This window comes from Pseudomonas alcaligenes, from assembly GCF_014490745.1.
Taxonomy (GTDB): Bacteria; Pseudomonadota; Gammaproteobacteria; order Pseudomonadales; family Pseudomonadaceae; genus Aquipseudomonas; species Aquipseudomonas alcaligenes_C.
In genome coordinates, this window is sequence record NZ_LZEU01000001.1 from 2,297,424 (window position 1) to 2,320,122 (window position 22,699).

28 protein-coding genes are annotated in these 22,699 nt (G+C 58.4%); 18 read left to right on the plus strand and 10 right to left on the minus strand.

The features are described from left to right. Positions 1 to 240: 240 nt before the first annotated feature. Both A9179_RS10495 and A9179_RS23095 read right to left on the minus strand, forming a co-directional pair. Positions 241 to 1,494, minus strand: coding sequence for a nucleotidyltransferase domain-containing protein (locus A9179_RS10495; protein WP_187805757.1), 1,254 nt, complete (start codon positions 1,492 to 1,494; stop codon positions 241 to 243). Next, positions 1,494 to 2,669 carry an HNH endonuclease gene (locus A9179_RS23095; protein WP_187805758.1) on the minus strand — a complete coding sequence of 392 codons (1,176 nt, stop codon included), beginning with the start codon at positions 2,667 to 2,669 and terminating at the stop codon, positions 1,494 to 1,496. The genes A9179_RS10495 and A9179_RS23095 overlap by 1 nt, the downstream gene beginning before the upstream one ends. A gap of 247 nt (positions 2,670 to 2,916) precedes the next feature. Between A9179_RS23095 and A9179_RS10505 the strand changes: the two genes are divergently transcribed. Together A9179_RS10505 and A9179_RS10510 are read left to right on the plus strand one after the other, a co-directional pair. Then, on the plus strand, positions 2,917 to 3,657 hold the full coding sequence (locus tag A9179_RS10505) for a hypothetical protein (RefSeq protein WP_187805759.1): 741 nt from the start codon (positions 2,917 to 2,919) through the stop codon (positions 3,655 to 3,657). A gap of 32 nt (positions 3,658 to 3,689) precedes the next feature. Continuing rightward, on the plus strand, positions 3,690 to 4,079 hold the full coding sequence (locus A9179_RS10510) for an antitoxin Xre/MbcA/ParS toxin-binding domain-containing protein (protein WP_187805760.1): 390 nt from the start codon (positions 3,690 to 3,692) through the stop codon (positions 4,077 to 4,079). On the opposite strand, the gene A9179_RS10515 is transcribed toward A9179_RS10510, so the two are convergent. Further along, on the minus strand, positions 4,054 to 4,563 hold the full coding sequence (locus A9179_RS10515) for a hypothetical protein (protein WP_187805761.1): 510 nt from the start codon (positions 4,561 to 4,563) through the stop codon (positions 4,054 to 4,056). The genes A9179_RS10510 and A9179_RS10515 overlap by 26 nt on opposite strands. A 101-nt stretch (positions 4,564 to 4,664) precedes the next feature. Here A9179_RS10515 and A9179_RS10520 point away from each other — a divergent pair, with 101 nt between their 5' ends. From A9179_RS10520 to A9179_RS22990, 4 genes are all read left to right on the plus strand, one after another. After that, on the plus strand, positions 4,665 to 4,871 hold the full coding sequence (locus A9179_RS10520; RefSeq protein ID WP_171016322.1) for a carbon storage regulator: 207 nt from the start codon (positions 4,665 to 4,667) through the stop codon (positions 4,869 to 4,871). A 92-nt stretch (positions 4,872 to 4,963) separates the two neighbouring features. Further along, positions 4,964 to 5,407 carry a LexA family protein gene (locus tag A9179_RS10525; RefSeq protein ID WP_137973149.1) on the plus strand — a complete coding sequence of 148 codons (444 nt, stop codon included), beginning with the start codon at positions 4,964 to 4,966 and terminating at the stop codon, positions 5,405 to 5,407. Next, positions 5,404 to 6,678: a Y-family DNA polymerase gene (locus A9179_RS10530; RefSeq protein WP_187805762.1), complete on the plus strand. Its 1,275-nt coding sequence runs from the start codon at positions 5,404 to 5,406 to the stop codon at positions 6,676 to 6,678. Before A9179_RS10525 ends, A9179_RS10530 begins: the two co-directional genes overlap by 4 nt. Positions 6,679 to 6,764: 86 nt before the next feature. Continuing rightward, a complete protein-coding gene (locus tag A9179_RS22990) occupies positions 6,765 to 7,016 on the plus strand; it encodes a BPSL0761 family protein (protein WP_316851825.1) in 252 nt (83 codons plus the stop codon). Positions 7,017 to 7,131: 115 nt separating this feature from the next. Here the strand turns inward: A9179_RS22990 and A9179_RS10535 are convergent, their stop codons facing one another. Both A9179_RS10535 and A9179_RS10540 read right to left on the minus strand, forming a co-directional pair. Then, positions 7,132 to 7,365, minus strand: a complete 234-nt coding sequence (locus A9179_RS10535) for an AbrB/MazE/SpoVT family DNA-binding domain-containing protein (RefSeq protein ID WP_187805763.1) — start codon at positions 7,363 to 7,365, stop codon at positions 7,132 to 7,134. A gap of 10 nt (positions 7,366 to 7,375) precedes the next feature. Beyond that, the gene (locus tag A9179_RS10540; RefSeq protein ID WP_187805764.1) at positions 7,376 to 7,666 is read right to left on the minus strand and encodes a helix-turn-helix domain-containing protein; all 291 of its coding nucleotides are present in this window, start codon (positions 7,664 to 7,666) and stop codon (positions 7,376 to 7,378) included. 83 nt (positions 7,667 to 7,749) lie between these two features. Here A9179_RS10540 and A9179_RS10545 point away from each other — a divergent pair, with 83 nt between their 5' ends. Next, a complete protein-coding gene (locus A9179_RS10545; protein ID WP_187805765.1) occupies positions 7,750 to 8,187 on the plus strand; it encodes a hypothetical protein in 438 nt (145 codons plus the stop codon). 85 nt (positions 8,188 to 8,272) lie between these two features. Continuing rightward, a complete protein-coding gene (locus A9179_RS22880) occupies positions 8,273 to 8,878 on the plus strand; it encodes a DUF6088 family protein (RefSeq protein ID WP_223123190.1) in 606 nt (201 codons plus the stop codon). 342 nt (positions 8,879 to 9,220) lie between these two features. Here the strand turns inward: A9179_RS22880 and A9179_RS10550 are convergent, their stop codons facing one another. From A9179_RS10550 to A9179_RS10560, 3 genes are read right to left on the minus strand one after another with little or no spacing between them, the layout of a single operon-like run. Beyond that, positions 9,221 to 10,426: an MFS transporter gene (locus tag A9179_RS10550; RefSeq protein WP_187805766.1), complete on the minus strand. Its 1,206-nt coding sequence runs from the start codon at positions 10,424 to 10,426 to the stop codon at positions 9,221 to 9,223. A gap of 55 nt (positions 10,427 to 10,481) precedes the next feature. Further along, entirely contained in the window at positions 10,482 to 11,528 is a 1,047-nt protein-coding gene (locus tag A9179_RS10555) for a flavin-containing monooxygenase (RefSeq protein WP_187805767.1), read from the minus strand. Between the two features lie 38 nt (positions 11,529 to 11,566). Then, positions 11,567 to 11,917 carry an ArsR/SmtB family transcription factor gene (locus A9179_RS10560; RefSeq protein ID WP_187805768.1) on the minus strand — a complete coding sequence of 117 codons (351 nt, stop codon included), beginning with the start codon at positions 11,915 to 11,917 and terminating at the stop codon, positions 11,567 to 11,569. Between the two features lie 124 nt (positions 11,918 to 12,041). Here A9179_RS10560 and A9179_RS10565 point away from each other — a divergent pair, with 124 nt between their 5' ends. Genes A9179_RS10565 through arsJ form a run of 5 tightly spaced genes read left to right on the plus strand, consistent with a single transcriptional unit; the run spans position 12,042 to position 15,874 of the window. Then, positions 12,042 to 12,455 (plus strand): arsenate reductase ArsC, encoded by a 414-nt coding sequence (locus tag A9179_RS10565; protein ID WP_187805769.1) that lies wholly within the window; start codon positions 12,042 to 12,044, stop codon positions 12,453 to 12,455. A 7-nt stretch (positions 12,456 to 12,462) separates the two neighbouring features. Then, entirely contained in the window at positions 12,463 to 12,819 is a 357-nt protein-coding gene (locus A9179_RS10570) for a metalloregulator ArsR/SmtB family transcription factor (RefSeq protein WP_187805770.1), read from the plus strand. 54 nt (positions 12,820 to 12,873) lie between these two features. Continuing rightward, the gene (gene arsH / locus A9179_RS10575) at positions 12,874 to 13,590 is read left to right on the plus strand and encodes an arsenical resistance protein ArsH (RefSeq protein ID WP_187805771.1); all 717 of its coding nucleotides are present in this window, start codon (positions 12,874 to 12,876) and stop codon (positions 13,588 to 13,590) included. A gap of 49 nt (positions 13,591 to 13,639) precedes the next feature. Further along, a complete protein-coding gene (locus tag A9179_RS10580) occupies positions 13,640 to 14,644 on the plus strand; it encodes an ArsJ-associated glyceraldehyde-3-phosphate dehydrogenase (RefSeq protein WP_187805772.1) in 1,005 nt (334 codons plus the stop codon). A gap of 9 nt (positions 14,645 to 14,653) precedes the next feature. After that, on the plus strand, positions 14,654 to 15,874 hold the full coding sequence (gene arsJ / locus A9179_RS10585; RefSeq protein ID WP_187805773.1) for an organoarsenical effux MFS transporter ArsJ: 1,221 nt from the start codon (positions 14,654 to 14,656) through the stop codon (positions 15,872 to 15,874). 69 nt (positions 15,875 to 15,943) lie between these two features. Here the strand turns inward: arsJ and A9179_RS10590 are convergent, their stop codons facing one another. Then, positions 15,944 to 17,326, minus strand: a complete 1,383-nt coding sequence (locus tag A9179_RS10590; protein WP_187805774.1) for a heavy metal sensor histidine kinase — start codon at positions 17,324 to 17,326, stop codon at positions 15,944 to 15,946. A 2-nt stretch (positions 17,327 to 17,328) separates the two neighbouring features. Next, complete coding sequence (locus A9179_RS10595) at positions 17,329 to 18,006, minus strand: heavy metal response regulator transcription factor (protein ID WP_137973135.1); 678 nt, start codon at positions 18,004 to 18,006, stop codon at positions 17,329 to 17,331. Between the two features lie 208 nt (positions 18,007 to 18,214). Here A9179_RS10595 and A9179_RS10600 point away from each other — a divergent pair, with 208 nt between their 5' ends. The 5 genes from A9179_RS10600 (at position 18,215) to A9179_RS10620 (ending at position 22,667) form a co-directional block, all read left to right on the plus strand. Further along, positions 18,215 to 18,574, plus strand: coding sequence for a co-regulatory protein PtrA N-terminal domain-containing protein (locus tag A9179_RS10600; protein ID WP_137973134.1), 360 nt, complete (start codon positions 18,215 to 18,217; stop codon positions 18,572 to 18,574). Between the two features lie 164 nt (positions 18,575 to 18,738). After that, positions 18,739 to 19,287, plus strand: a complete 549-nt coding sequence (locus A9179_RS10605) for a cupredoxin domain-containing protein (protein ID WP_187805775.1) — start codon at positions 18,739 to 18,741, stop codon at positions 19,285 to 19,287. A gap of 145 nt (positions 19,288 to 19,432) precedes the next feature. Then, positions 19,433 to 19,966 carry a cupredoxin domain-containing protein gene (locus A9179_RS10610; RefSeq protein ID WP_187805776.1) on the plus strand — a complete coding sequence of 178 codons (534 nt, stop codon included), beginning with the start codon at positions 19,433 to 19,435 and terminating at the stop codon, positions 19,964 to 19,966. 80 nt (positions 19,967 to 20,046) lie between these two features. Further along, positions 20,047 to 20,292 (plus strand): DUF2933 domain-containing protein, encoded by a 246-nt coding sequence (locus A9179_RS10615; protein WP_187805777.1) that lies wholly within the window; start codon positions 20,047 to 20,049, stop codon positions 20,290 to 20,292. A gap of 5 nt (positions 20,293 to 20,297) precedes the next feature. Further along, positions 20,298 to 22,667 (plus strand): heavy metal translocating P-type ATPase, encoded by a 2,370-nt coding sequence (locus A9179_RS10620; protein WP_262410570.1) that lies wholly within the window; start codon positions 20,298 to 20,300, stop codon positions 22,665 to 22,667. Positions 22,668 to 22,699: the final 32 nt, after the last annotated feature.

Here is a 22,699-nt window from a genome sequence, read left to right on the forward strand (position 1 = left end):
GGCCATATAAGCCATGGCGAAGGTTCGACAGTAAGCCTTAATCCGCCGCGGGGGAAACTCCTCGGAAAGCTGATACGTAGCCGCCGCTCCGTGCCCGTATAGTCGACGGGCAAAGGAAAGTAATAACTCGCAGCTTCGTCTGCTCGTGTGGTTGCAGGCTGAAGCAGTGCAAGTGCGGCATCTTCGCCAAGAGCGCTTTGCAGCGCGGCTATCCCCCGCTGCAGAGGCGTCTCCATCTGATCAACCAAGACGCCCAACTGGCTTCACATCCTCTTGTGAGTTCGCTGTTCCGCTGACACCGCCAAACAATGCGCCCATCGACGCGAAGTTTCGGGTGGTTCCGTCCGGGCGGCCTGGCATCGTCCAGTTGGACGGAATCTCGCCATTCACTGCCGAGATGAAGGCAGGGCCGATGCCAAAGTTTTCCTGAACTGCCTTGGCAAAGGCCTCTGCGGACTCGAAGCTCTCAAGCCCCATTGACACGGATGCGCTGGCATTCGAGTGCCAGTCTTGGAACGCCCGGCGGTAGCGATGTCCTTCACTCGGTCTATTCCATTTCTCCGCGAAGTTTTCACCGCTGTCGGCGGGGTTGCAGACCAAGCATTCGTTCCCGCGGTGTTTGACGTGATCCGGCATCCTCCGGACGATTTCGAGGATCGCGTCCAGCGGCCTTAGCGGTCTCGACTGAGACTCTTTCGCCACGTCCAGGTAGGCATGAGTGGCGAGTGTAGTGATGACTGCTGAAATAGGCCGGAAGCTCTCATTCTTGGTCCGAATGGCCCACTCATCCCGATGCCGCTTCAGCAGCTTGATCGTCGCCCGAAGTGGGTCTTGATCGAGGTACTCCTCATATTGAGGCAACGGATCCTGAGTGGCGGCATCAAAGGCACGCTGACTTTTCGCGACAGCCAGGTGCTCCTCGAAGGATATCGTCTGGGTAGAAGCGACCTGCAGCCAGTTAGAGTAGGGGATGGGGCTGCTCGCCTTCCATCCTGTCTCCCGATCTGGCACTTCCAGCTTACCTTCGCCATTGCCCTGAGAGTTCCCATTGATGGCACGCGCTGGCGTGACATCAATATGGAAGCCGGGGTTTTCGTCGGCATAGACGATCCGGATGCCGCGACGCAGCGGTTTGATTTCTTCCTGAACGCGGCTGCCGGCTCTGAATCGCTCTTCGATAGCATCCAGAATTGCTTGAGCGCCCGCCCCCTGGGCATGGGGAAGCCAAATGATGGCGTCCGCATCGATGGTGTCCAGATCCTCGGGAGCACCAGAAACGGGTTTGATCGTCGTTTTCAGGCGCATGGAGCCCTGAGGAAAAATATGTGCTCCTGCCAGTAGCGGATCGCTGGATGCATTAAGGATCTTCTGCAGCTGGGAGTATCGATCGCTGATCTTCTCGTACTGTGCTTCCGACAGCGAGATCTCCCGTGCTGCGCGGAGCAGAAAGTGTTCCCAGCTCCCGCGCTTGGTCTGTTCATTGCTCATGGACATCAGCGGACCTCCTGGGCCTGGTGGCCCAACTGTAGTGTTGGCGTGAACCTGTTTTGGTTGTCTTTGTCTCGATCGAAAATCAGGTAAGGGTGCCGATGTTGCGTGGTAAGCAAGGCACCGAATTCAATTGCCAACGCAGCTGGGATGGCCGCAAACACATGAATTGTGTCCGCCGTCGTGGCCTCAAGTCGGCTCAAGTGCATTTGTAGGGCGTCGCGAAAAGCGTGAATCACGCGACGGTTCTGAACCATCGCGTAACTCGGTTCTGGAATGCTTAACTCTGCGATACGTGCGCCAGGCAGTGCCTCTTCGACGTCGCGAAGCGCGACCTGAGCGGAAATAGACAGCACCAGTGCAAGCGGGCCATCCCCATCCGCTGGAGGAGTGAACAAAAACTCCGGGGGTTCAGCTGACTGGTCAGGCCAGCGCAGCTGATGCTCGCGGTGGAATGAAAAGAGCAGGCGCTTGGAGCGATCGCCTAAGGACTGTCCCAGCATCATCAGCGCCGGAATATCTGCCAATCCCACCACGGCCAACGTAGGGGCGTCCCCATAGGCTCCTCCACGACGCCTTAGCTGCTGCTCTAACTCGTGCTGAACGCTGTCCTGGATGCTCTGCCAGTAGTGGGCATCCCTGCCACGATGACTCGGGGCCGGAAAAGTGATCTTGATGGCATGATCGAATGCAGTTAGTCCCTCTGCGGACATCGCAACCAACAGATCACGAACAGGGATGTCGTTGATCGTCGCGAAATGCTGGCTCTGCACAATCACCGGAATGGCTCTGCCGCCGTCAGGCGTGGTTGCCGCAAGCCGGACTCGCTCCAGATAAGCCTGGTGCAGGCCGCTAAGATCGCTTTCCGGATATCCATCAGCATCGCGATCGATTTTGTCATGGCAGCCAGGGCAGAGCAGCATGAGGTTAGCGGTATTGTTGGTGAGCGACTCAGCCTTAGCTTCATCATGATCATCTCGCCCCCTTGGCCCCTTAGGGCTAGCCGGCAGGATGTGGGCTACCTCGCCCCATTTCATGGGCTTACCTGCACGGTAGTCGTACATGAGGTCGGTGCCGCACAGCTCACAATGGCCTGCAGCCTGAGTCCACACGACACGCTTCGTCACGTCGTCGGTGTCATAGCGACCGGTGGCAGCATTGGCTTTTTCTTGTTTTCCCACTAGGCCTCCTCAAGGCATCTGCATCGCTGATGCGTACTGGCTCTTTGAGATCAAGTGAGGTCGCTAAATCGGATTTCAAGGGGAGGGAAGCGAAGCGGCTAAAATATGATTCTCTCGCGCTCAGAGGGGTTGAGCTTCGCCCGGAGGTAGCTATTGAGAACCGGGAGTTAGTCGATCCCACGCTTCTTAGAGCCGTAGTAGCAATTCGCACAAACTAACAGCGCCAAGAGGCTGAACGGAGCCCAGCATGAAAAATCCAGTGCTCCACAAACCCTATCTTCTACTTGAGCTTGCCCCCGACCGACGCAAGCGCAAGCGCCAACTGGGTAGGATAGTGACTGACGTTCCGCTTCGCTCTGAAGGAAGGTCTACGGACCATACCGAGATCTACTCAATCATCTGGATGCTTCGGACTGACTGCCCCAAACAGATGCAGCCGATCAAGGTGGTTCACTCGGACCGTCCAGATATTCAACTTCAGTGCGCAAACTTAACGATTGGGATCGAAATCACTGAGGCCGTTTCCAGCAACAACGCCAGCATGGATCGGTTGCGCGAGACAGAACCGCATTTGTGGCGAACACCTGGTGACGATATCGCCATCTTCTTTCCGCGCAGGGCAGGCGTGGGCGAGGACAAGCTCACAGCCAAAGCCCAGCGCCAATTGATACGGGACAATCAACCCGGTGAGCCATGGTGTGGCAATGGCGCCGAGAGCTGGGCCGAAGCGATGGCATACTTCGTGTCGCAGAAGTTGAAGAAAGCAGATGGTTACGTCCGATTCGACAAGAATTGGTTGCTTATCTATGACAACTGGAATGAGCCTGGCCGTCGAGTTGAATTGGCGGACGCTGCCCTTGACCGCATATTCCAGACGGAGGGAGTCTTCAACACCTTCGACAGGGTAATGATCCAAGATGGCCATTCCCTGGCGAGTTTCTGCTCATCAGGCATTCGCAGGCAGCGGAGGCCCCGGCACGGCAGATAACTGAGCCGTCGGACCTCAACCAGAGGGTTGTCATGATGAAGAAGCTTATTGAGCAAATTGGACTGCCCCAGAGCCATTACCATCTGCACCTAGCGATCATGACGGGGCTCCCCGCTGAGCTAACCGCTCGTCTGGGTGAGATGCTGGGTGTTGATTCGGGCACCGTAGCAGCCTGGATCGGAAAGGCTCCAGAGGCCTCCCTCATGACGCCCGCTGAGGGCGATGCGTTTTGCCGACTCGCGGGCCTGGCCGACGTGCTGATCAACGTGCTGGAGGCAGATCACGCCGCAGCGACTCGCTGGCTCACGTCACCCAATATCGCGTTAGGAAACCTGCAGCCCGTCTCCCTGCTGAGCAGCGAGGCCGGTGGGCGGGCTGCACGCCAGGTGTTGCTCGCTATCGAGCACGGTCTGCCGGCCTGACTGAATCGCCGATCAGGTCATCTTCAAGCGGGCCTTGGCGGCGGAACTCTACATCCAGTGGAGTCACCAGCGGCCACCTAGCATGGATCCAGGCGTACTCCGCCGGCGGGTCCGTGGTCACCACGTAAACACGGCGTTCATCACCTTCGCCAATCACCAAGCACTCTAGGGCGCAGCCTTCTTGGACGTCGAACCAGTGCGAAGGGCGGTTCTTCTCTCCTGGCTTTCCTTCCTTCTCCATAAAGCGCTGCACCATCCCAAAGCCGCGGCGAGGCCGATACTTCCTCCAGCCGCCGGCCTGTACGGTGTGGAATCGAGCCCAGCCGCCTTCAGGTCCTGTCCCCGGTTCGTCCTGCCGCCGCCCCCAATGAATCCATTCGAGCTGACTACTGTCCTCGAACAGCACCGGTATCGCTGCCTTGGGGTTCGGGAAGTAGATATTCCAGACCTTGTCTGCCTCGCGGGCCTCTACACCACCGCACATAGTCGATCCTCCATTGTGGGCCGCTGCTCAAACGCCTTGCTAACCATGTTCTAGACTGCCCGTGCAGGACGCACATTCCCTCAATCGAAAAGGACTTTCGCATGGGCTACCTGAGCCTCACTCGCCGCGATGGCGAGAACATCCGTTTGACCATCGACCCCGGCGTCGACGCCGACAAGCTGTTAAAGCAGCTACTGCGCGACGGGATAACGATCCGCATCGACACCAGAGGGCAAGGGGCTGTTCGCGTGGGCATCGAAGCCCCCAAGCAGGTAGGCATCTACCGTGAAGAGTTGCTCGACGTCTGAGTGCCTCCTGTCGGTGGAAATCACTCTCCGATTGACCACTCCTGAGCCTTCGCAAATACTGTTTGCATATACAGTATTTGATGGATGTTCCGATGTCATCTCTCTCGATACTCGCCCGCAGCGAGCTAATCCGCGAGCGCCTGCTTACCGATGTGGCCGCAGGCCTCCGCATTACTGGCTTTCAATCGCCCGCCGACGATGAAAAGGAGAGGGGGCTTTCGCTAGATCTCCTGACCGATCTCGGCGCCCCTCACATGTGGCCGGTGCGAGTGTTGGATATGAGCCTGGTGGGGTTCGGCATCTTCCAAGGTGACAGGCTGGTCATTAACCGTGCAGCGGGCCATGTGGATGACCGCCTGGTGATCGTCGACTTGGGCAGCGAGGGCTACCAGGTGCGCTGGGTCGTGAAGGATATGTTTGGCGGCCGCTGGTTGCGGGCTGCCGAGTCGCATATTCAAGATGTGCAATTAGATGGTGAGGTGCCTATCGAGGTGTGGGGAGTGGTGCGCTTCATACTCAGCAAGGTGGCTGAGTGAGTACCTCCACACGCGTGTTCGCGTTGGTCGATTGCAATTCTTTCTACTGCAGCTGTGAGCGCATCTGCCAACCGCAGCTCAAGCGCCGGCCCGTCGTGGTGCTGTCGAACAACGATGGATGCGTGATTGCTCGCACTTCGGAGGCCAAGGCTCTGGGCATACCTATGGGGGCGCCGTTTCATGACGTCCGCAAGCTGATACGTGAACATGGTGTCGCTGTCCGGTCCAGCAACTACACGCTCTATGCCGACATCAGCAACCGCGTCATGCGAGTGATGGCTGACATGCTGCCCGGCATCGAGGTGTATTCCATCGACGAGGCCTGGGGAGACATGACGGGCGTCGAGGACCTGGAGGGACTTGCGTGGAGCATTCGCCAGCGCCTGGCGCGCGATATAGGCATGCCTGTGGGGGTAGGCATCGGCACTACCAAGACGTTGGCGAAGCTGGCCAATTGGGCCGCGAAAAAGTGGAGGGGTACCGGCGGTGTGCTCGATCTAACCGATCCGGTTCGCCAGGAAAAACTGCTGCGTCTCGCGCCGGTGAGTGAGGTGTGGGGCGTTGGCCACCGCTCCGCGGCGAAGCTGGCCGCGTTGAACATTTCTACTGCCTGGGATTTGGCGCAGTTCGATGTCGGTACGCTGCGAAAGACTTTTGGCGTGACCATGGAGCGTACGGCGCGTGAGCTGCGTGGCGTCAGTTGCATCGGTTTCCACCAGGGGCCTCCACCCAAGCAAGCCATCTGCTCGAGCAAGATGTTTGGAACCCGCCAAACGGAGCTGCCGCCAATCCGTGAGGCGCTAACCTCGTATGTCACTCGTGCAGCGGAGAAGCTGCGAAAGCAGCAGTCGCTGTGCAGCACTATCCAGGTTGGCCTGCAGACCCAGCTGGCGGACCTCAAATGTCCTCGTTATGCCAATGCCATCACCCTGGCGCTGCCGGCGCCCACTGACGATACCCGTGAGATTCTCGCGCTGGCCCAGCGTGGCTTGGGCCAGATCTATCGCCCAGGATTTCCGTTCTCGAAGTGCTCCATCCTGCTGATGGATCTGAGTCAGCGCGGAGAGGTGACTGCAGATCTATTCACACCGACCCCGCGCCCAGGTGCCGAAAAACTGATGACAGTGATCGACAGCATCAACGAGCGGGAAGGGCGGGGCGCTGTGCGTTTTGGCCGAGTGCCGAAGAAACCGAAGTGGGCCATGCGACGCGACATGCTGAGTCAGCGTTATACGACCTGCTGGGATGAGCTGATTGGGGTGCGGGGATGAATCCACTCTTCAGCCGAGGTGCTGGCGATCATGACCTGGTTGGGTGAGACTGACTGCATCCGGCTTTCTGGGGAATTGAAATGACAATGCCTGATGAGCGCTCACGCGCGGTGGTACAGACCCGAGATTTCCTCGTCAACTTGTCTCGAGATAGCGGCGTGCCCGAGAAGGTACGGAACGATGCCAAGTTTCTGTTGCGCCACTTCCCTTCGCGAGATGACGTGATCTTGGCCGGGAGGATAGAGGAGCAATCGGAGACCTTGCCATTGGGCGCTATGGGGCCAGTCTTCAGCTCCACATTCAAAGAGTTCGTTCCGGCTTCTGTCAGCCAGAAATGATAAAGGCGGCCTTAGGGGCCGCCTCGAACCAAGTTTCATCACCGGTACAACGCCCGGGAGAGGAAGCTCTTGGGCTGCGCGCATAGGATAGCTGGCAGGGGATCGCGAAACCAGATTATTTCGCTGGATGCTTCGGGGCGGAGCCGTCCCACGTGTTCACAAGCTCATCTATCCGTTCGGGAATCTGCGGCGACTTACTGAGCACAAGGCAGCGGGTGGAGCCGATATATTCTTCGATGAGGTAGAGGCTGTCCCCGACGTCGACACCCAACTCCTGAAGTACCTCATCGGGAATGCGGATAGCACCGTCGCCATCCCAGTCCTCAATCACCACCTGCATCGACTTCATCTGCACATGCCTACTCAAGTGACAAACTGCCTTTCAGGCTCGTAATTTCTCGTTGGATCTTTTTCAGCAGCTCATCAGGCTTTAGTCCAGGTGTTTGCCTTTGATAAGCCAGAACCAGAAGCGTCAAAGGGTGAATGCCGACAACGTCGGCAATCTGTTCAACCTTTTCGATGGATGGCTTCCACTTACCGCGCTCGATCGCGCTGATGTAGCTCTGACTGGGGCCCAACCCTTCCTGAGGTAGTTCCCTCGAATTTCGTAGATTCTTGATCACCAGACCAAGGGCTTCGTTGAGTTCCATTTTGCTGTCTCGCAAAAGGAACGATGAAGCCTTTTTAGCGTCTCTGGGGCTATGCTATATATAGCTTAAAAGAGGATGTGCTGATGTTTATCACGTACAGGCGCGCTGAAATCGCGTATCCGCCGCTGCTTGGGGAGGACACCCAAATGTGGCGATTCGTCGAGTTCGAGGAGCATCGCCCTTGGTTCTACGTGATGGTGAACCGACGCCAGAAGGCAGCAGCGTGGAGAACGATGCTTCTAATACCATCAGAGGATGAGCTTGAGGACATGCTGAAAAGGCGCACAGCTGGGACGCTGATCGAAGCGATCCAGGTTGTGCTGCCTGCACGCCTGAATGGATCCGCTGATTGGACGATGGAGAGGCTGACAGAGCTGGTAAGGGTCTATGACCAGGACGAGCGAGTCTTGGGTTACGACTTCACGACAGCTTCAGGCAATACGTATTCTCAGAGAGAATGCCGGCATGCGTTGGACGCGGCGAAGCATCAGGTTTACAGCTCTTCAATGGGTTCGGCCTGAGGTGCGAATGGCCATCGCCGAGAGATTTGGCTCTCAATAGGTACTGCGCGGGAGGCTTGCTTCAAGACGTTAGCGGTAAATCCGTATGAAACCACTCCACGAGTTGATCCTGGAAGCTAGTCAGCGCTTTCCAGAAGGCCAAGTGCTTACCCCAGAACTATTTCTGAATTTAGGAAGCCGTGCCGCAGTATCGCGATGTCTGTCCCGCTTGGTACACCGTGGACGCCTGATGAGGGTGTCGCGCGGATTGTATGTGGTACCAGTAGCCACAAAATACGGCCCACATGGCTTCCTTCCTCCAAGACCCTACAAGGTCATCCAATCGCTAGCTGCTGTCACGAACGAGGTCATTGTTCGGCACGGGGGTTATGTAGCGAATGCGCTAGGTCTGACGACTCAGATGCCTTTGCGCGAAATTTTCCTAACCAACGGCCAAGCTCGCACGCTTCGGTTTGGTGCGTATCGGGTTGAAATCAGATGCGCACCGGCGTGGCTAATGTCGCTTGGAGCGACGCTGGCTGGGGATGCAATTCGAGCGCTGCAATGGATGGGCGAGCCCAGTGCAACGAAGGCTGTGGCAAGGCTTCACACCTTGTTGCCTGAGAGCGAATGGCAGGCTCTGGAGTCAGCACAAGGATCTATGCCTGGCTGGATGGCTGATGCAATCTGTGCTCAGTCGAAGCGTGCTTGATCCGTTGAGCCGCATCCCTATGTGACTACTTCGCTGACTTTCTTGGCTGCGTGAGGCCGCGGTTGAGCACTCCCAGCCATAAGCGGACTACGCAAAATCTGCGTCCAGAAATGGGATTCTATAATCGCTCTATAATTGACTATAAAGACCTATAAAGCTCGTCCTAGAGCGCCTAGTTGCCTTTGTCGCTTCTGGATTCAGATTGATTGCCTGAGATATTGCTCCCCGCCTGGGGCAACCTAGCATCGGGACGAACGACGGTCATTTGCGAGGCGAGCTTTCCAAAGGACCAGGTCAAAAGTGGCCGTTCGCGATTAACTGAGAACGTGCTACTGGCGATCTTCAATCCTCGATTGGTGCGGATTTCGATGGGAGGCTGAAGCTTGCCAGCAGGCTTATAGCCACCAGAACAGTCATTGCCGCCAGCAAGGCTTGTGGCCCTAGCTTATCCACTGCGATTGCGGCCACAACCGGGCCAGTGGCTTGAGCGATCAGCATGGGGCGGGCCAGTAGCCCCATTCGCGCTCCGTATCCTTCTTTGCCGAAAAGCACCAAGGGCAGCGTGCCGCGAGCGATGGTTAGAATACCGTTGCCAGCTCCATACAGCGCCATCGCTACAAAGGCCAGCCATGGCGCACCAGGCATCAACATGACGATGCCAACACCACTCAGCAGAATGGCTCCTCGTGCCGGCCAAGTCGGATGTAGGTTGCGGCCTATGGAAAACTCCGCGAGGCGGCCCACTACCTGTGCCGGCCCGATCACCATGCCAATGGCGAGCGCGGTGACAGAGGCGATTCCTAGCAGTTTCAGCACATCAAGCAGGTGAACAGAAACGGCAGAAACCACTAGCGATTGAAGCGTCAGGAGTAGCGCCAGCAATAGAAAGAGCTGTCGGTACTTTGGTGATGGTGGTGGAGTATTTGCCGACTGAGCATGGCTGCTCTGCGCAGCTGTTGAAGCTTCTTTGGGTACCACCACGAGGTAGATTGGCAGCCCGATAAATAGATGAGCTCCTGCTAGCACGAAGCAGCTGTATCGCCAGCCAAGCTCGTGTTCCAGGCCCGCAATCAGAGGCCAGCCCAGCGTGCTGGCGAACCCCCCAAGCAAGGTCAGGCCGGTCATCGAGGTACGTGCACCGTCGCCGAGTAAGCGACCAAGGGTGGAAAACGCCGCGTCGTACAGACCTGCCGCCATCGCCGCACCGATGCATGTCCAGGCTAGGTAGTAGACGAGCAGGTTGCCGGCCGCTCCCATCAGAAGCAGCCCCAACGCCATCAACAGCGAGCTGCTGGCTAGGACGGGCCGCCCCCCGTGGCGATCAATCTGGCGGCCTGCCAGTGGCGAGCAGATACCCGCTACCAGCAGCCCCCAGGACAGGCCGGCGACGACGCTGGTCAGTGACCATCCCATGGTCTTGGAGATTGGTGTCGCCAGTACGGCCGGCAAGTAGTACGTCGTGCTCCAGGCCAGGATCTGGGCGATACCTAAAGCCCAGACGAGTTTGACTCGATTAATCGTTGGCTGGCGGCTTTCAGGTTGGGTCACGTAAAGGGCTCTAGTTGTTATGACTGCAATGCGGTACTGCTCAGGCAGGGGCAGCCTACAAGTAACGAAGCAGGTGCTTCAGATTGTGCTCGATGTCTGGGCCGACTCCGCGCAGCGTGGCCGAGGCGAAGTTGCGTTGTTTCGGCAGACCCACGAAATACAGGCCGGGAACACGAGTAGCGACGCCATGCCGTTGTAGTACGTTGCCTCGATCGTCCATCACCGACAGGCCTTCGAGGAAGGGCAGATTGGGACGGAAGCCCGTTGCGAATATCAGACTATCAATGCGCTCTACTTGCCCATCAGCCCAAACGACGCCGGAGGGCGTCACCTGGTGGAACATAGGGCGCTGGCTGTAGCGACCGGCCTTCAATGCCCGTCGATAAGTTCCATCGTCCAGCACCGGCGTGCTCTGGTCGCTGAGCCAGCGGGTTTTACCCAAGCCAGTCCACTTCAGCCAATCATGGAAGTCGGCACCGAGTATGCGTTGGGGCATAAAGCGGATGGCCTCGCGCGTGGCCAGGGTGACTTGCGCCACTTGTGCCAGCTCGTGAGCAATCTGCACCGCTGAGTTGGCCGCGCCAATAACCACGATGCGTTGCCCTTCGAATCCGGCAGAGTTGCGATATTGCGCACTATGCAGGCGCGTGCCGCCGAAGCTGTCGAGCCCCGGGATATCTGGCGTGTACGGTCGGCTGAAGGCTCCCGAGGCCACTATCAGCGCCTTGGCGAGAAATTGCTGGCCATTGGCCGAGTCGACGCGAAACACAGTTTCTTCGCGATGCACCGCGGCCACCCGCGTGCTGGGGTGGATCGGCAGCTGGAAGCGCTCGGTATACTGCTCGAGATAGCTCACCACTTCGTGTCGCGACGGGTAGTGCTTCGCTGGTCCAGGGAATGCCATGCCAGGTAGCGATGAGTAAGCCGCCGGTGAGAACAGCTTCAGGCTATCGTAGTAGTTGTGCCAGTTCCCGCCCGGACGCTGCTGTTCATCCAGGATGAGGAAATCCAGTCCCTGTTGGCGCAGATGCCAGCCTGCCGCCAAGCCGGCTTGCCCGCCGCCAATGACGATGACATCGATAATCCGGCTATTTGCGTTCATTTATGCGCACCTATGCACGTATTTAAGGAAATGAAAACTCAGGGCTGGCTGCCCAGGCAGCAGAAGGGAGCGATGGCCTTGGTGTGCTGCAGGATGTCTTCCAGCCTCTTGATGATGGCCGGCCCATCGACCTCGTAGAACACCTGGCGGCCTAACTTGGCCGAGCGAACGATGCCGGCCTCAAGCAGCACCTGGAGGTGACGAGAAACCACGGAGCGTTCTTGCGGTAGCTCCGCTGCGATCTCGGTTACGTCAGCGCGGCCTAGCTGCATGACGCGCTTCAACACCGCCACTCGCGGCGGCTCGCAGAGAGCCTTGAAGAACGCGCTGTCGAGCGAGTCGATGGCCGCTTCGATGGCCTGAGTTCGGAGAGTTGTGCTGCTGTTCATGCGGAACAATATATGTGCATGCTTATGCACATGTAAAGCCTAGGGTCGAACTCTCTTGTGGTCGCTTTACAGGTCATATGGAAATCCATATATTCGATTAAGCGAATATGTTGTGGTGTTCTCGATGAGCAACAAAAGCAGTGTGCTGTTCGTGTGTGTGGCCAATACCGCCCGGTCTCAACTGGCCGAGGCCCTGCTGCGCCATACCGACTCCGAGCATTTCGAAGCTTTCAGCGCAGGCACAGAGCCTGGCGGGGTCGACCACCGAACGATTGAGGCGCTGGAGCATCTAGGTGTGGCTGCCCAAGGTTTGCGGAGCAAGTCCATCGATGAGTTCGAGGGGCAGCGTTTCGACTATGTCATCACCCTGTGCGACAAGTCGGCGCTGGAATGTCACGCGCTCCCCGGTGCTGGCGAGGTTCTCGCGTGGAACTTTGAAGACCCGGTTACGAGCAGCAAGCCGGAAGCATTCCGCCACACCCTTCATAAGATTCATGAGCGCATCAAGATGTTCGTCCTGGTGAAAACCAAACGCTGAGGTCGCTATGGCTAAATCCCTAACCCCCATCACCGTTTTCAAATGCCTGGCTGACGAGACGCGTTTGCGCGCCATGATGCTGATCGTGGAAGAGGGTGAGCTTTGCGTGTGCGAGCTGACCTGTGCGCTCGATGAGAGCCAGCCAAAGATTTCTCGCCATCTAGCCCAGCTGCGCACCTGTGACCTGCTTGAAGATCGTCGCCAAGGCCAATGGGTGTACTACCGCCTGCACCCCGAGCTGCCGGAGTGGGTCATGCAGATCCTCCAGGCTACGCACGCGGCGAACCGCACCTTGTTCGGTGAAGACCCTCAGCGTCTACAGCAGATGGGTGATCGCCCGGAGCGGGCAGCAACCTGCTGCTGACACCGATTGAACGTCCCCAGACGGGGGCTAGTACCTGATTTAGTAGGAGTAACCATGCAAGACGACCTGTTGCCTAACCTGGATGTCGACCTGGCTCACTTGCCGACACTGGATAAGCTCGGCGTCGAGTCGGCTTCATCCCATCCGCCGCGCATCCTGCTGTTGTACGGATCTACCCGCGAGCGTTCTTTCAGCCGCCTGCTGACCGAAGAAGCAGCACGCTTGCTGCAACGCTTCGGTGCCGAGACGCGCATCTTCGATCCGAGTGGCCTGCCGCTGCCGGATGATGCTCCGGAAAGCCATCCCAAGGTGCGGGAGTTGCGCGAGCTGATGCAATGGTCGGAAGGCCAGGTGTGGTGCTCCCCTGAGCGTCACGGCTCGATGACCGCCGTGTTCAAGGCGCAGATCGATTGGGTGCCGCTGGCCATTGGCGCGGTTCGCCCGACCCAGGGCAAGACCCTGGCGGTGATGCAGGTATGCGGTGGCTCGCAGTCATTCAACGTGGTCAACCAGCTGCGTGTGCTCGGCCGCTGGATGCGCATGTTCACCATCCCTAATCAGTCCTCTGTGCCCAAGGCTTATTTGGAGTTCGACGCGGACGGCCGAATGAAGCAGTCCTCGTTCTATGACCGTGTGGTGGATGTGATGGAGGAGCTGGTCAAGTTCACGCTGCTGCTGCGCGACCGCTCCGACTACTTGGTTGACCGCTACTCCGAGCGCAAGGAGTCGGCCGAAGAGCTATCCAGGCGCGTCAACCAGCGCGCCATCTGATCAACCCGTTCGACGCAATCTGACCCACACCTTTACGCGAGACCGCACCATGACGATCAAAGTTGGTATCAACGGATTCGGCCGCATCGGCCGCCTGGCCCTGCGCGCTGCTTGGAACTGGCCCGAGCTGGAGTTCGTGCAGATCAACGACCCGGCCGGCGATGCCGCCACCCACGCTCATTTGCTGAACTTCGACTCGGTGCATGGTCGCTGGCAGCATGAGGCGGGCAGCGATGGTGAGAGCGTGGTGATCGACGGCAAGCGCATTCGCGTCAGCGCCAACAAGGCCATCGCCGATACCGATTGGAGCGGCTGCGACCTGGTGATTGAGGCCAGCGGCAAGATGAAGACCGTCGCCGTGCTCCAGGCCTATCTGGATCAAGGCGTGAAGCGCGTGGTGGTCTGCGCACCGGTCAAGGAGCAGGGCGCGCTGAACGTGGTGATGGGGGTCAACCAGCACCTGTTCGACCCGGCGCAGCACCGCATCGTCACTGCCGCGTCCTGTACCACCAACTGCCTGGCGCCGGTGGTCAAGGTGATCCACGAGAACCTGGGCATCCGCCACGGCTCGATCACCACCATCCACGACCTGACAAACACCCAGAGCATCCTCGACACCCCGCACAAGGATCTGCGCCGTGCGCGCGCCTCCGGCATGAGCCTGATCCCGACCACCACCGGTTCGGCCACAGCCATCGCCGAGATCTTCCCCGAGCTGCGCGGCAAGCTGAATGGTCACGCCGTGCGCGTGCCGCTGGCCAACGCCTCGTTGACCGACTGCGTGTTCGAGGTGGAGCGCGCGACCACCGCCGAGGAGGTCAACGCTCTGCTCAAGGCGGCCGCCGAAGGCCCGCTGAAGAACATCCTGGGCTACGAAGAGCGACCATTGGTGTCCATCGACTACCGTACCGATCCGCGCTCCTCGATCATCGACGCACTGTCGACTCTGGTGGTGGCGGGCACCCAGGTGAAGATCTACGCCTGGTACGACAACGAGTGGGGGTACGCCAACCGAGCGGCGGAGCTGGCTCGACTGGTTGGCGCGGCGGAGTAAGCAGCGATCATGAAGGCGTTGTCAGCCCTTTCAGCTGAAGTGCGTCAGTACCTATTGGTTACCGGCAACTACTGGGCTTTCACTCTCACCGACGGCGCGTTGCGTATGTTGGTGGTGTTGCACTTTCACACCCTGGGCTACACGCCACTGCAAATCGCTGCGCTGTTCCTGTTCTACGAGATCTTCGGCGTCATCACCAACCTGGTGGGTGGCTACCTCGGTGCTCGCCTAGGTCTGAACCGCACCATGAACATCGGTCTGGGCATGCAGGTGCTGGCTTTGCTGATGCTGACAGTGCCGGCCGCGTGGCTGACCGTGCCCTGGGTGATGGGAGCCCAGGCGCTGTCCGGCATCGCCAAGGATCTCAACAAGATGTCCGCCAAGAGTTCGATCAAGCTCTTGGTGCCGGACAATCAGCAGGGCACGCTGTACAAGTGGGTGGCCATCCTTACCGGCTCGAAGAACGCGCTCAAGGGCGTCGGTTTCTTCCTCGGTGGAGCGTTACTGGCCTTACTCGGTTTCACTGGATCGGTGTTGGCCATGGCGTCGGTGCTTGCCTTGATCTGGCTGGGCAGCCTGGTGCTGCTGAAGAAGGATCTGGGCAAGGCCAAGGCCAAACCAAAGTTCCGCGACATGCTGTCCAAGAGCCGGGCGATCAACATCCTCTCGGCCGCGCGGCTGTTCCTCTTCGGCGCTCGCGACGTATGGTTCGTTGTGGCGCTGCCGGTGTACCTGAGTACCGTATTCGGTTGGGACTTCTGGCTGGTGGGTGGATTCCTCGCCGCCTGGATCATCGGCTACGGCATCGTGCAGTCCTTCGCCCCTAGCATCACCGGCAAGAAGAGCGGACACGTGCCGGATGGCCGCGTTGCCTTCTCCTGGGCTCTGGCCCTGGCCGGGCTGCCGGCGCTGATCGCACTGGGGCTGAGCACCGGCTGGTCGGCACAGGTGGTATTGCTGGGCGGGCTGATGCTGTTCGGGGTGCTGTTCGCGGTGAACTCGTCGCTGCACAGCTACCTGATCGTTAGCTACGCCAAGGAGGACGGGGTGTCCCTGGACGTGGGCTTCTACTACATGTCCAACGCTCTGGGTCGCCTGATTGGCACGCTGCTCTCGGGCTGGGTATTCCAGCAGTACGGGCTGGGGGCCTGCCTGTGGGTGTCCAGTGGCTTCGTGCTGCTGGCGGCGCTAATCTCCGTCGGGCTGCCTCGGCACCAGATGCCCTCCTGATGAGGCGGGCGTCTTGGCTTGTCTGATGCTTCGATGCAATGGTCCATCGGGTAGCGATCGCGAGTGAAGTTATGACCCAGATAGCCTGGGAAACTCCATGTGAAAGCCAGTGATGCCATCGGCCGAGGTGCACCAGATCCGTCCTCCGTGGGCCTCGACTATTGATCGGGTAATCGCCAGCCCAAGACCCGCATTGCTTGGGCTGCCTTCCCGCCGGGCGGGATCAATTCGATAAAAGCGATCAAAGAGCTTCGCCAGGTGTTCTGGCTTGATCGTTTCGCCGGGGTTCTCGACAGTCAGGGTGACAGAGCTCTCGGTCTGGTGGACGGCTACCGAAATGGCCCGTCCAGCGGAGGTATAGCGCAGAGCATTAGACAGTAGATTGGAGATAGCCCGATCAAGCATCAGCCTGTCGCCAAGAACACGGCCCCCGCCGGAAGCTTTGAGGAAGATGCCATGATCATCAGCTACTAGGTGGTAGTAATCAAACAGCTTGGCCACAACGTCCGCTAGATTGATCGGGGCTCGTTCAGGGGTGATCAGTCCATTATCTGATTTTGCTAGGAAGAGCATGTCATCAATCATCCTGGACATGCGCTTCAAGTCCTCCAGATTGGAAAACAGGTTGTCCTCGTAGGCATCGGTATCACGTTTTTTGCTCAGGACAACCTCAGTGTGAGTCATCAGATTGCTCACCGGAGTACGCAGCTCGTGAGCAATGTCCGCTGAGAAATTGGAAAGCCGGACGAACGCATCCTCCAACCGAGCCAGCATGGCATTGAAAGCCTGAACGAGTTGCTGCAGCTCCAACGGCACAGGCTCTAGGGGGATTCGTTCCTGTAGCGATCGTGCGGACATCGAGGTGGCGAGACTCGTGACTTGTCGCAAGGGCCTGAGCCCGCTTCGAGCAACTACCCAACCCAGTGCGGCGCTGATCAGGGCGCTGATGGTCAATCCAATCCAGAACCATCGCTGTAGCGTGTCGAAGAAATGTGCGTGATTGGTGACGTCGAGAATGAGTACTGCCGTGAGTGGTTGAGGCTGATTGGGTACCGTGATCTTGGCGGTCACTCCGCGGTACATCTGCTCGCCGTTTTGCCAATCCCACATCCCTGTACTCTCAGTTCGCTTTAAGTCGTCGGGGATCTCCAACGCCTTGGTATCGGAAAAGAGCACAGTGCCATCGCTGGCAAGTATGGTTGCCGCCAGTTCCTGATGAGCGCCGAGCAAGGCCCGCAACTGAGGTAGTTCTTCGGTAAGGTTCGATCCGTTGCGGGCGTTGTTGAGGAGATGCCTGGTCGATTCGAGTTTTTCTTCTAAGGCCTGCCTATCCAACATTTTGAAGTGGTGCTGGCTAAGCATGTTGAAGCTCAAGCCTGCCGCTGTCAGAACAGCGATCACTGCGGACATGAACATCAGGCTCATACGTGCGGTTAACGAAAGATGGCGCATGCTTACTCCGGAGCATCCATCATGTAGCCCATTCCACGGGCGGTATGGATCAGCTTGAGATCGAAATCGTCATCGATCTTTGCGCGCAACCGGCGCACTGCAACCTCAATGACGTTGGTGTCGCTATCGAAGTTCATGTCCCAGACCTGGGAAGCAATCAGCGACTTTGGAAGAACCTCACCGCGCCGTCGCAGCAGCAATTCAAGTAATGAAAACTCCTTCGCCGTCAGGTCGATTCGCTTTCCTCCGCGGACAGCGCGTCGCTTCATCAGATCGACTTCCAGGTCTGCAATCCTCATGGTGGCCTGCGTAGGGGAGCCATTGCCTCTGCGCAGCAATGTCCGAACCCTGGCCAGAAGTTCTGAAAACGCGAATGGCTTGATCAGGTAGTCGTCTGCACCCAGCTCGAGACCTTTAACCCGATCTTCCACACCATCGCGTGCGGTCAAGAACAAGACCGGAACATCCTTTCCTGCCGCTCGCACCATGCGCAGCACTTCCCATCCATCCAGCCCCGGCATCATCACGTCAAGGATCAGGAGGTCATAGGCTTCGCTCAGCGCGTGCTGAAGCGCATCGGTACCTGTCATGACCCGGTCGACATTGAACCCTGCCTCGGTGAGCCCTTGCTGCAGATACGCACCGGTTTTGGGTTCATCTTCAGCTACCAGAAGTTTCATGCGAGCAGATTCCTGAAGTCGTGTGGGGCTGAGTTTGGAGGCAAACAGGGCCGCCAACCAGAAGCTTACGAAAATGTAATTCTGGCTTCAGGTCCCTGACAGGGTGGCTGGTCTAGGGTGCAAACATGAGCACTGGGTTGTGCTCTCGGCCCTCATTAGACAAGACCAAGAGGTGCCGGCCACAGCTTTCACTGATGGAGACTGCCCTATGAAATCGCTGAAACCTTTGCTCCTGGTTGGTTCGCTGCTGCTGTCTTCTATGGCTTGGGCCGAGGGGGGCAGCGATCGAGTCTTCGAGCGCATACAACAAATGAGCGACAAAGCCGAAGCCGTGCTGATCCAGGCGGAGCAGGCCCCTGTCGGTGAGCGGCATGTGCACTTGAAGGAGCACATGAAAATGCTCGAAGACATCATGAGTAAGCTGCACAACGAACACCCAGCTCCAGGCATTTCTGCCGAAGAGCATCTGGCCTGGATGGAAACGCACGACAAGCTGGTAGACGGCGTGCTGGCTCAAATGATTCGTGAGCACAAGCTGATGATGGCCGACAAAGAGTGCCATAAGTGAGATTTCCCCATCTTCCAGGCCTTCCGTGATTGCTCCTTTGGCCTAGCGGCGCCACATCGGCGCCGTACTTTTTCCTGGTGACGCAATTGTAGTTTTGGGGTCAGCGGTCTGACAGGAAGCGGGGAATAGCATGAGATTTCCAACACCCCAAGCGAGGTCTCACCATGAAACGCATAACTCCAAATCTGCTGATCAGCGCGCTGTTCATCAGCACCGCTTTTCCGGCGTTAGCCGAGACCAGTGACGACGTTGGGCAACTGGCCCAGTCGACGCCGACTACACGTACCATCTTCGTGAAGATGGACGACATCAGCTACAGCCAAAAGACCATCGATGTGCAGCCAGGCGAAACCGTGCGTTTCGTTCTGAAGAACGAAGGCGCATTGATGCACGAGTTCAACATAGGCCAAGCGGCGACCCAACTGGAGCACCAGCTCGAGATGGCGGCCTTGTTCAAAGACGGCACGTTAACGCCGACAGGCATGGCCGAAAGCATTGTCTGGCACGAGCGTTATGGCACCGGTGAGGCAAACCCGCCTGGGTATCCGGAAGTCATCAAAGCCAAGCATGACGATCCAAACGCGATTCTCGTCGAGCCCGGCACAACCAAAGAGTTCGTGTGGACCTTCCCTAAGGCTGGGAGCTTGAGCTTTGCCTGCACACTGCCTGGACATTATCAGGCGGGAATGGTGGGTGAGTTTGCCCTACGTTAGATCAGCAGCGGTGCTACCCGTTAGCCGTGGGCTTGGGTAGCACCGATCTAACGAACCTTACTTAGATGTATTTTTCGCGCCAGCGTGCCGGCAGCTTCGCCTAACTAGCATCAGGGCGTTCCTCCCCCCACCAAAGAGGCTCACCATGAAACTCAGATCACTTCACCTAATGACGACCATTGGCTTTCTCCTCAGTGCTGCCAACGCTCTCGCAGGCCCTGGCCACAACAAAGACAGCATCGGTCAGCCGGGAGACAGCAAGGAGGTAGACCGCACCATCGAAGTACGGATGGGCGACATCTTCTTCGAGCCCAAGGCAATTGAAGTCAAGGCGGGCGAGACGGTGCGTTTCGTATTGCAGAACGAGGGAGCTCTGCTGCACGAATTCAATCTGGGCAAAGCAGCGTCCCATGCCGCGCATCAGAAGGAGATGGCCGCGATGTTTCAGAACGGCACGCTGTCCCCGACGGCTGCGCATGACATGACCAAGATGGACCATGCCATGGGAGGCATGAAGATGGCCGGTATGAAGCACGACGACCCCAACAGTGTTCTAGTAGGACCTGGTGCACGCGAGGAGCTGGTTTGGACCTTCTCCGAGACCACTGATCTGGAGTTCGCTTGCAATGTCCCTGGGCACTATCAGTCAGGAATGGTCGGTAAGGTGACCGTACGCTGAACTCTATTGATAAGCGTCAACTCAGGTGAAAACTCAGCGGCCTATGCTGATCCAACAGCCATTGAATCGAGGCTACTGTCTTGGAGCACACCCATCATTCCAGCGCGGCGGAACCACCTTTCTGGAAGCGCAAGATCGGCATCGCGTTGATCATGCTGGCCGTCATCGGCGTCTTCTATGTGGCGCGAGAGCATTACGGCCATCTTTCACAGGCTCTGCCGTACCTAATCCTGCTGCTGTGCCCGCTGATGCACCTGTTTGGCCACAATCATGGCGGTCAATCGCGTTCCAGCAGCGCCGTTTCCAAGGACGAAAATAGGACATAGATCGCATGCACAACCCCTCCAGCCTTCAAGACCAGGATCATTCCCATCACTCCCATGGACACCCAGGGAGTCTGCGCGACCCGGTGTGTGGCATGGAAGTCAAACCTGACAGCCCTTACCACAAGAGCATTGAAGGGAAGGCCTATCACTTCTGCAGTGCGAAGTGCCTGGAGAAATTCCAAGCAGAACCTCATCAGTACCTGGGGCATCAATCGCATGCTGGGCATCACCAGCCTGCCACTTCGCCGCAGCCTTCGGCGCCGGCAAGCCCGGGTACTGAATACACCTGCCCGATGCATCCTGAGATCCGCCAACCCACTCCTGGGAACTGTCCGATCTGCGGCATGACGCTAGAAACTGTCATCCCGGAGCTGGAGGAGGAAGAGAATCCGGAGCTGAAAGACTTCTCGCGGCGGTTCTGGTGGACCCTGCCGCTGACCATCATCGTGACCGTGCTGGCGATGGCTGGTCACTCCTTACAGCTATTCCATGGCACGACCCAGAATTGGGTCGAGCTTGTTCTGGCAACGCCCGTGACGCTATGGGGCGGCTGGGTATTCTTCACCCGCGGCATCGAATCCATTCGCCACCGTAGCCCCAACATGTGGACCCTGATTGGTTTGGGAACGGCAGCTGCCTATCTCTACAGTGTGTTCGCTACCTTGGTACCGCAATGGTTTCCGGCAGCCTTCGTTCAGGATGGCCGCATCGGCGTCTACTTCGAGGCTGCTGCGGTGATCATCTCGCTCACGCTCTTGGGCCAGATGCTCGAGCTCAAGGCCCGCTCGCAAACTTCTGCAGCCATCAAATCGCTGCTGGGGTTGGCCCCCAAGACAGCGCGGCGCATCAGGCCCGACGGCCAGGAGGAAGATATTCCTCTGACTCATGTCCATCAGGGCGACCATCTGCGTGTCCGGCCGGGTGAGAAAGTCCCCGTGGATGGCACGGTGCTGGAGGGGGAGAGCGCGGTCGACGAGTCGATGCTCACCGGAGAGCCGGTACCCGTCACCAAGCGGGCAGGGGACTCCCTGATAGGCGCCACCATGAACACCCATGGCAGCCTGGTGATGGAGGCGCAGAAAGTCGGCGCAGAAACCATGCTGTCGCAGATCGTTCAGATGGTGGCAAAAGCCCAACGCTCTAAGGCGCCCATGCAGCGAATGGCCGATGCCGTGGCGGGGTATTTCGTGGTCGGGGTGATCCTGATTGCGATCCTGACCTTCTTCGGCTGGGGGCTATTCGGGCCGGAATCAGGTTGGGTGTTCGGCCTGATCAATGCCGTGGCAGTGCTGATCATCGCCTGCCCCTGCGCGTTGGGGCTGGCGACGCCCATGTCGGTCATGGTCTCGACTGGCAAGGCCGCCAGCAGCGGTGTGCTGTTCCGCGATGCCAGCGCTATAGAGAACCTTTGCAAGATCGACACGCTCATCGTCGACAAAACCGGAACGCTGACTGAGGGTCGACCGGTCTTCCATAGTGCAGAGGGAACCGGATCGTTCGACTCGGACGAGGTGTTGCGCTTGGCCGCTAGCCTTGACCAGGGCAGCGAGCATCCGCTGGCTCACGCCATCGTCGATCATGCCCGTAGCACAGGACTCACCTTGGCCAAGCCAGACACATTCGAGTCAGGCTCAGGCATCGGTGTGAGAGGGCTGGTCGATGGTCATCAATTGCAGCTAGGAAACACAGCCCTAATGGATGAGGCTGGCGTCGACATTACCCCGCTACGCAATCGTGCCGAGCAGCTGCGCCTAGAGGGTATCAGCATCATCTATCTGGCAGTGGATGGCCGCCTGGCGGGGCTGCTAGCCGTATCCGATCCGATCAAGCCGACCTCCCAGCAGGCCGTCTCCAAACTGCAAAGCGAGGACGTGAAGGTCATCATGGCGACCGGTGACGGTCTGACGACAGCAAAGGCCGTTGCCAAGCAGTTGGGGATCGAGGAAGTCCATGGGGAGGTCAAGCCGCAAGACAAGGAGAAGCTGGTCGCCGATCTGCAGAGCTACGGTCGGCGTATCGCCATGGCGGGTGACGGGATCAACGATGCGCCGGCTCTGGCCAGGTCCGATGTGGGTATCGCCATGGGTACAGGCACAGACGTGGCCATGAATAGCGCCCAGGTGACCTTGGTTAAGGGCGATCTGATGGGCATCCTGCGAGCACGCACGCTGTCGGTGGCCACGGTGAAGAACATGCGGCAGAACCTGGCCTTTGCATTCCTCTACAACGCGATGGGTATTCCGCTGGCGGCTGGGCTGCTGTACCCGCTGACGGGCCATCTGCTGTCGCCACTGATAGCCGCCCTGGCGATGAGCGTGAGTTCTGCGTCGGTAGTCTTCAATGCGCTGCGACTACGGCAAACACGGATCGATTAGTCTTGATCGCAAGAAGGGGCCGTATCGCGGCC

Excerpts from the sequence above, each read along its gene's own strand:
- A9179_RS10620 (WP_262410570.1), top strand. The coding sequence starts at position 20,298 with ATGCACAACCCCTCCAGCCTTCAAGACCAGGATCATTCCCATCACTCC.
- A9179_RS10520 (WP_171016322.1), top strand. The coding sequence starts at position 4,665 with ATGGGCTACCTGAGCCTCACTCGCCGCGATGGCGAGAACATCCGTTTG.
- A9179_RS10570 (WP_187805770.1), top strand. The coding sequence starts at position 12,463 with ATGGCTAAATCCCTAACCCCCATCACCGTTTTCAAATGCCTGGCTGAC.
- A9179_RS10540 (WP_187805764.1), bottom strand. The coding sequence starts at position 7,666 with ATGGAACTCAACGAAGCCCTTGGTCTGGTGATCAAGAATCTACGAAAT.
- A9179_RS10605 (WP_187805775.1), top strand. The coding sequence starts at position 18,739 with ATGAAACGCATAACTCCAAATCTGCTGATCAGCGCGCTGTTCATCAGC.
- A9179_RS10535 (WP_187805763.1), bottom strand. The coding sequence starts at position 7,365 with ATGAAGTCGATGCAGGTGGTGATTGAGGACTGGGATGGCGACGGTGCT.
- A9179_RS10610 (WP_187805776.1), top strand. The coding sequence starts at position 19,433 with ATGAAACTCAGATCACTTCACCTAATGACGACCATTGGCTTTCTCCTC.
- A9179_RS10565 (WP_187805769.1), top strand. The coding sequence starts at position 12,042 with ATGAGCAACAAAAGCAGTGTGCTGTTCGTGTGTGTGGCCAATACCGCC.
- A9179_RS10595 (WP_137973135.1), bottom strand. The coding sequence starts at position 18,006 with ATGAAACTTCTGGTAGCTGAAGATGAACCCAAAACCGGTGCGTATCTG.
- arsJ (WP_187805773.1), top strand. The coding sequence starts at position 14,654 with ATGAAGGCGTTGTCAGCCCTTTCAGCTGAAGTGCGTCAGTACCTATTG.
- A9179_RS10515 (WP_187805761.1), bottom strand. The coding sequence starts at position 4,563 with ATGTGCGGTGGTGTAGAGGCCCGCGAGGCAGACAAGGTCTGGAATATC.
- A9179_RS10505 (WP_187805759.1), top strand. The coding sequence starts at position 2,917 with ATGAAAAATCCAGTGCTCCACAAACCCTATCTTCTACTTGAGCTTGCC.
- arsH (WP_187805771.1), top strand. The coding sequence starts at position 12,874 with ATGCAAGACGACCTGTTGCCTAACCTGGATGTCGACCTGGCTCACTTG.
- A9179_RS10590 (WP_187805774.1), bottom strand. The coding sequence starts at position 17,326 with ATGCGCCATCTTTCGTTAACCGCACGTATGAGCCTGATGTTCATGTCC.
- A9179_RS10510 (WP_187805760.1), top strand. The coding sequence starts at position 3,690 with ATGATGAAGAAGCTTATTGAGCAAATTGGACTGCCCCAGAGCCATTAC.
- A9179_RS10580 (WP_187805772.1), top strand. The coding sequence starts at position 13,640 with ATGACGATCAAAGTTGGTATCAACGGATTCGGCCGCATCGGCCGCCTG.
- A9179_RS10545 (WP_187805765.1), top strand. The coding sequence starts at position 7,750 with ATGTTTATCACGTACAGGCGCGCTGAAATCGCGTATCCGCCGCTGCTT.
- A9179_RS10600 (WP_137973134.1), top strand. The coding sequence starts at position 18,215 with ATGAAATCGCTGAAACCTTTGCTCCTGGTTGGTTCGCTGCTGCTGTCT.
- A9179_RS10525 (WP_137973149.1), top strand. The coding sequence starts at position 4,964 with ATGTCATCTCTCTCGATACTCGCCCGCAGCGAGCTAATCCGCGAGCGC.
- A9179_RS10495 (WP_187805757.1), bottom strand. The coding sequence starts at position 1,494 with ATGTCCATGAGCAATGAACAGACCAAGCGCGGGAGCTGGGAACACTTT.
- A9179_RS10555 (WP_187805767.1), bottom strand. The coding sequence starts at position 11,528 with ATGAACGCAAATAGCCGGATTATCGATGTCATCGTCATTGGCGGCGGG.
- A9179_RS10560 (WP_187805768.1), bottom strand. The coding sequence starts at position 11,917 with ATGAACAGCAGCACAACTCTCCGAACTCAGGCCATCGAAGCGGCCATC.
- A9179_RS22990 (WP_316851825.1), top strand. The coding sequence starts at position 6,765 with ATGCCTGATGAGCGCTCACGCGCGGTGGTACAGACCCGAGATTTCCTC.
- A9179_RS22880 (WP_223123190.1), top strand. The coding sequence starts at position 8,273 with ATGAAACCACTCCACGAGTTGATCCTGGAAGCTAGTCAGCGCTTTCCA.